The sequence below is a fragment of the uncultured Lamprocystis sp. genome, from assembly GCF_903933125.1.
Lineage (GTDB): Bacteria > Pseudomonadota > Gammaproteobacteria > Chromatiales > Chromatiaceae > Thiodictyon.
Genome location: NZ_CAIZIZ010000543.1, coordinates 1 through 3,869, shown reverse-complemented (window position 1 = coordinate 3,869; position 3,869 = coordinate 1). Strand labels below are relative to the sequence as shown.

Annotated in this window: 3 protein-coding genes; all 3 read left to right on the top strand. The window is 62.8% G+C overall.

Annotated elements, in window-relative coordinates; genetic code table 11:
- Nucleotides 1-752: 752 nt before the first annotated feature.
- Nucleotides 753-2,594 carry a translational GTPase TypA gene (typA, locus tag QZY03_RS29755; protein WP_295587643.1) on the top strand — a complete coding sequence of 614 codons (1,842 nt, stop codon included), beginning with the start codon at nt 753-755 and terminating at the stop codon, nt 2,592-2,594.
- Nucleotides 2,595-2,665: 71 nt separating this feature from the next.
- Nucleotides 2,666-2,992, top strand: coding sequence for a hypothetical protein (locus QZY03_RS29750; RefSeq protein WP_295587642.1), 327 nt, complete (start codon nt 2,666-2,668; stop codon nt 2,990-2,992).
- Nucleotides 2,993-3,043: 51 nt separating this feature from the next.
- A complete protein-coding gene (locus tag QZY03_RS29745) occupies nt 3,044-3,319 on the top strand; it encodes a hypothetical protein (protein ID WP_295587640.1) in 276 nt (91 codons plus the stop codon).
- Nucleotides 3,320-3,869 lie beyond the last annotated feature (550 nt).

Sequence of the window (3,869 nt, the reverse complement as noted above, 5' to 3'; positions counted from 1 at the left end):
GTCCCGCCGCGATGGGGCCGGGCGTGCAGCCGCAGCGTTCGCGGTCACCGCGGCACCGCATCGCGGCGGGACGCCGCTCCCACGGGGGACTTTCATCGTCCGGGTGGCTTGATGTTCCTTCCTTGGCCGTTAGCCGGTGGCGGTCTCAAGCCTACCCATGAGAAACCAATTTCGGCTGCGCGTCGGACCGGCAAGAGCCTCGACCGCCAATGGCCGGAACGACGATCAAAGCCGTCGACGCCGGGCTCCCGGCCGGGTGCGCGTGCTTGGATGCGCGGATTTATGCACATGGACCAAAGGCTTGGCCGGCTGTTTCAGAGGGTTGCAGCAGCGGTCTCCGAGACACCCATGTGTGAGGTCAACAATATTGATTTATAAAGTTTTTTTCTGGTCGGTCAGTTTTCGGCCGATCTGTTTTAGACCTAGTATCGACACGCACTTGGGTCTTGCGCCCAAAGGTTGCGCACAGACTTATCCACAGATGCTGTTGGTATCTGGCTAAACGCTTGTGATCGAAAATAATTCTGGAATGTTGTGGAACTGTGACGCAGAAATGACGGCTAACGGCTTGAAAGCGGCCTCGGACGCTCTCCCGGACTGGATGGGAACAGGCGCTGGTGCGGTCTTCTCGGCAGTCTTGCCGGGCGTCCGATCGCGCTTGCGCTTATACTGCCCGGCTGATATCCCCGCCCTGGACCGTCGGCAGCCCGGCCAGTTCCATATCCCCGGGCAACCCCACAGAGAGCAATCCCGTGATCGAGAACCTTCGCAACATCGCCATCATCGCCCATGTCGACCATGGCAAGACTACCCTGGTGGACAAGCTGCTCCAGCAGTCCGGGACCTTGGGCGACCGCTTCGGGCCGGTGGAGCGCGTGATGGACAGCAACGACCAGGAAAAAGAGCGGGGCATTACCATCCTGGCCAAGAACACGGCGCTGCGCTGGCGCGAGTTCCGGATCAACATCGTCGACACCCCCGGTCACGCGGACTTCGGCGGCGAGGTCGAGCGGGTGCTGTCCATGGTGGACTCGGTGCTGCTGCTGGTCGACGCTCAGGAGGGCCCGATGCCGCAGACCCGGTTCGTCACCACCAAGGCCTTCCAGCACGGGTTGCGGCCCATCGTCGTCATCAACAAGATCGACAAGCCGAGCGCCCGGCCGGACTGGGTGATCGACCAGGTGTTCGAACTCTTCGACCGGCTCGGCGCCACCGATGAGCAACTCGACTTTCCCATCGTCTATGCCTCCGCCATCAACGGCTACGCCGGCTTGACCAATGACGTGCATGACGGCGACATGACGCCGCTGTTCGAGGCCATCATCGAGCACTGCCCGCGCCCGGAAGTGGATCCGGACTCGCCCTTCCAGATGCAGGTCTCGACGCTGGACTACAACAGCTTCGTCGGCGCCATCGCGGTGGGCCGCATCCGCCACGGCAGCGTCAAGCCCAATCAGCAGGTGGTCGTCGTCAAGCCCGACGGCACCCGGCGCAAGGGTAAGATCGGTCTGGTCTACGGATACCTGGGATTGGAGCGCTATGAGGTCGCGTCGGCGTCCGCGGGCGACATCGTGGCCCTGACCGGCATCGAGGCCCCCAACGTCTCCGACACCCTGTGCGATCCCGACCATGTGGACGCGATGCCGCAGCTCAGCGTCGATGAGCCGACGGTGACCATGACCTTCCAGGTCAACACCTCCCCCTTCGCCGGCCGCGAGGGCAAGTACCTGACCTCCCGTCAGCTCAAGGAGCGCCTGGAACGTGAGCTGATCCACAACGTCGCCCTGCGGGTGGAAGAGGGCACCGACCCGGAGAAATTCCGCGTCTCCGGCCGCGGCGAACTGCACCTGTCGGTGCTCCTGGAAACCATGCGCCGGGAGGGTTACGAACTGGCCGTTTCGCGTCCTGAGGTCATCTTCCGCGAAATCGACGGCGTCATCTGCGAGCCCTACGAGCAGCTCACGGTGGACGTGGACGACACCTTCCAGGGCGCCATCATGCAAGCCCTGGGCGAGCGCAAGGGCGAACTCAAGGACATGGTGCCGGACGGCCAGGGTCGGGTCCGCCTGGATTACGAAATCCCCTCACGCGGTCTGATCGGCTTCCAGACCGAGTTCATGACCCTGTCCTCCGGCACCGGGCTCAAGTACCACGTGTTCGACCGCTACGGTCCGGCCAACCAGGGCGGCATCTCGCCGCGGCGCAACGGCGCCCTGATCTCCAACGGCCAGGGCAAGGTGCTGGGTTATTCGCTGTTCAATCTTCAGGATCGCGGGCGCATGCTGGTCTCGCCCGGCCAGGAGGTCTATGAGGGTCAGGTGGTCGGCATCCATGCGCGCGACAACGATCTGGTCGTGAATCCGCTCAAGGGCAAGCAGCTCACCAACATTCGCGCCTCGGGCTCGGACGAGAACATCATCCTCACCCCGGCCATCCGCTTCACCCTGGAGCAGGCGCTGGAGTTCATCGAGGACGACGAACTGGTCGAGATCACCCCCGGCGCCATCCGCATCCGCAAGCGTTATCTCACCGAGATCGAGCGCAAGCGCAGCGCACGCGCGCCGCGGGCGGAGACCACCGCGCGCGGGGCCTAGCGCTGTATCCGCGCCGACGCCATGCTGACCCGGCTTCAAGTCAACGGCTTCAAGACATCGCCGTCGACCCCATGAGCCCGGTCGCCGAGGACAACCCCCTCCGCCAAGTCATCATCAACACGCATTCGCCGGTCGTCGTCGGTCAGGTTCCGGAAGATACCGTCGTCTTCGCGGTACCTGAACAACGTGTCGTTGGTGGAAGCAGCATCAAAGGTGTGTCCTTCCGCAGCTTTTCCGGAACCTGGCGCGCTGCGGACGCTGGGCTGCCGGTGATCGCCAAGGGTAAGGCACTGGCCTTTCTGAACCCGATCACCGAGCGGGGCGACAGCACCCGCAAGGCTGGCGAACGGCGGGTGATCGACCGCGAAGACCTGATTCAACTGCGGCTGGATCTCTGACACGGGGTCTATGGACCGAATCGACTGCTGATTGATGAGCAGGCCCTTCGCTTGGCGGCTGGCAACCCCCGCGGAAAGGTCACGATCAATCTGCCGGACATCGACCGGCTGGAGTCCATCCCCGATCCCAAGCAACTCCTTCACGATGTGCTGCGCGACGCGAGCGAATACGCGGGGCGCCGTCGCCAAAAATTCAATCCCGGCAAACAAGCCATGCGGCTCGGTGACCTGATCATTGATTACAGCCCGCTGAGACGCTTGAGCGCCTTTCGCCAGCTCGAAGCAACAGTCCAGGACGCCCTGCGGGAGGTATCTGACAGAGTCTAGCCCAAGCTTTCTACATCCTATACCACTTCGTTCCTCTTTCGCCCGCCTTCCGCACAGAGGCTTGTGGAGACTTTCACGGTAAAGCCTCGGCCTTCGGTTTTCTTGTGGCCGGGACGACGATCTTCGGCTAAGAGGATATCCGGAACGGAATATGCCTAAACTGAGAAACCCTATAATTTGCAACGCTTAATCTATCAGGCGCCAAAAGCGTCATATTGTCAGAGTTCAGTGACATATCAATAAATTTCAATAGGTTGTCTTTCATGGGCAATTTCTGAACCGGATTTCCTCTAAGCCCACGTGGCGTTGTTCGCGCTGGTGCTCCAGCGAATGCCGCTACCCCCGCCACCAGCCCGCCGACGACCCCGCCTGCCTAAGCCGCTCTCGCTCCTGCCGGTGGCGGCCAGTGCCCGGGCCTCGCGCACCGGAAGTCGATGTTTTACCGTGAAAGTTGCGCAGCGACCCCCGTGGGAGCGGCGTCCCGCCGCGATGGGGCCGGGCGTGCAGCCGCAGCGTTCGCGGTCACCGCGGCACCGCATCGCGGCGGGAC

Coding starts and splice junctions, on each gene's coding strand:
- QZY03_RS29750 (WP_295587642.1), top strand. CDS start 2,666: ATGAGCCCGGTCGCCGAGGACAACCCCCTCCGCCAAGTCATCATCAAC.